The organism is Anoxybacillus sp., from assembly GCF_036834105.1.
In the GTDB taxonomy this organism is placed as follows: Bacteria; Bacillota; Bacilli; order Bacillales; family Anoxybacillaceae; genus Anoxybacillus.
The window spans coordinates 1-2,295 of sequence record NZ_DAITON010000211.1; the positions used below are offsets into that span (position 1 = coordinate 1).

Annotated in this window: 1 protein-coding gene and 1 pseudogene; both read left to right on the plus strand. The window is 45.8% G+C overall.

Annotated features, from left to right (window positions below; all coding sequences use genetic code 11):
• Window positions 1-1,906, plus strand: a pseudogene (locus V7Z64_RS12970) (metal-dependent peptidase); the annotation flags it as partial.
• Window positions 1,903-2,190, plus strand: a complete 288-nt coding sequence (locus tag V7Z64_RS12975; protein WP_334110691.1) for an EscU/YscU/HrcU family type III secretion system export apparatus switch protein — start codon at window positions 1,903-1,905, stop codon at window positions 2,188-2,190. The pseudogene V7Z64_RS12970 and the gene V7Z64_RS12975, both read left to right, overlap by 4 nt.
• Window positions 2,191-2,295: the final 105 nt, after the last annotated feature.

Genomic DNA, 2,295 nt, shown 5'->3' on the forward strand with positions numbered 1-2,295 from the left:
ACGTACGGTGGAAGAAGAAGCGGTTGCGGATGTCGTGCGGACAGCGAAAGAAGTGATCCGAACGAATGCGCCAACCACGGCGTTGGAGGCAAAAGAAACACAGTTAAAGCAGGTCGCTGAAGTACGGAAACAAGCAGAAAGTGCCCCAAATGTGAGAGCAATCGAGCCGCAAGTGAGAGAAGTCGCTCGTACGTTACCAGCGAACGAAGCAGAGAAAGTCATTCAAGCATTAAATCAAGCAAAATTATTTGAAGCAGTTGGTCGTGGTGCAGAGGCACAGCAAAAGCTCGTGCAAACGTTACGTGCCATCGAACAACAGCTCGTGCCTGAATATGTCCATCGTGCAAATATGATTGCCGATCGCCTTGAACAACAAACAATGACGTTGGCAGAAGCGGTTCGTGAGCTTCAAGGTGATGCGACACTTGCTAAACAACCAAATATGGCGCAAACGCTTCAGCAAGTTACACAAATGCTCGACAAACAACGCCAACAGCTATTCACAGCCCTTGTAATAACAGAAAGTGGAAAACGTGTAACGAATGATGTACGTGTTGCTATCGCTCAAGCGATGAAAACGATACAAAAGGAGCCAAATGTGAAAGAAGCGCTAAACGTGGCGCGTGCGCAACTCGCTCAACATATGGAACCGTCACTTCATGAAGCGTTTGCTCGTGCTGATGAGCTTGCAGAAAACGGGCGAGAAATGGCCGCAAGACAAACGGTCGTTCAAGCGCTTCAACAAGTTGAACAGACGTTGTTGCCAAACAATACCTCAACAGCTGATGATGCGGCGTACGAATCGTTAGCTGCGCTCGGCTTGCAATCAAAAGATATTATCGTGCAAACCGTCACGAAACGGATGGCAGAAGCGACGAAACAGTTCCAACAAACGAAGCGTGATATGATGCGCAATTTAGAGGCGATTGATCATCTCATTACTCAATACAAGCAAGCGGCGCGACCGCAAGCAAAACAATTGCTAGAAACGACGATTAAACAGCTCGACCAAACGATTTTAAAAAGCGATGCGATGTTGTTTGCCGATATGACGATGGAGAAAAAATTACTGCAAGCAAGTTCGCAATTAGCAGAAGCGAAAAAGCTGTTAGAGAAAGGGCAAATGACAGAAGCGCAAAAAATCGTAAAACAAGTAAAAAGTACGCTTGAACAAATGCAATTTAAGCCGTCCGATGTGAAAGTGAAGCATTTTGTCGACGCTCAGTCTCTTAAACAACAAGCGCCAGAACAAGCATTACTCGCGCAATGGAACGATGTTGTCCAACCGGAGCCGTCCGCGCGTCATATGCTGCAAACGATTCGTCGCCTCGGCTTGATGCATGAAACCGATATGGCGAATGCACTCGTGTTTAACGGTGAAAGCGAACAAACGGAAGATACGATGAAAGGACTCTTAATGAAATTAGCACAGACAGGTGGAGAAGCAGCGAAACAAGCAGAACAAGCGTTGACGAATATGACCGGGCAACAGCTGCTGAATAAAAACGATCAAGGAAGTGCGATGCAAACGCTCTTTTTTACGATCCCGTTGTTGCTACAAAAGGAAGTAAAAGATGTGAAAGTATATGTCAATGCCCGAAACGACGGAAAACGAGTCGATTGGGAAAACTGCAGCTTATACTTTTTACTTGAAACGAAAAAGCTCGGCGATGTCGGCGTGCTGTTAAGTGCGAACGAACGAACAATTTCTGTGACGTTTCGTAACGATCGCGAAGATTTTGCAGAGCGCATGCGTCCGCTCATCGAAACGGCGACAAAAAGGTTGGAAGACATCGGCTACCGCGTCGGTCACGTACAATTTACGACGTTTGAGAAAAAAGAAGAAAAAACGAATGAGCCGAAACGGGCAACATGGACGGAGAAAGGATATGATTTTACAATATGATGTACTTTAACCAAAAACGAAAACGGGAAATAAACGGTCCGTCGGCGGCGGTCATTCGCTATGAAGAAGGAGATAAAGCGCCGACCGTCGTCGCCCACGGGTGCGGCTATGTGGCAGAAAAAATTATCGAACTCGCCAAACAAAATGGAGTGCCCGTCGAACAAGATGCCGCGCTCGTACAACATTTACTTGATCTTGACCTTGGCGATACGATTCCCCCACAACTGTACGCAGTCATCGCAGAAATTTTAATTTTAATTGAAAAAATGGAACGAAACTATTAAACATTGAAAAATCGTGACGATAAATAAAGTAGGTGAACGATAAAAGGAGAGTGAGCGCGTGGAATTTTTAACCGAAGAAGCGGTGTATAAAAAAACGCCGCAACA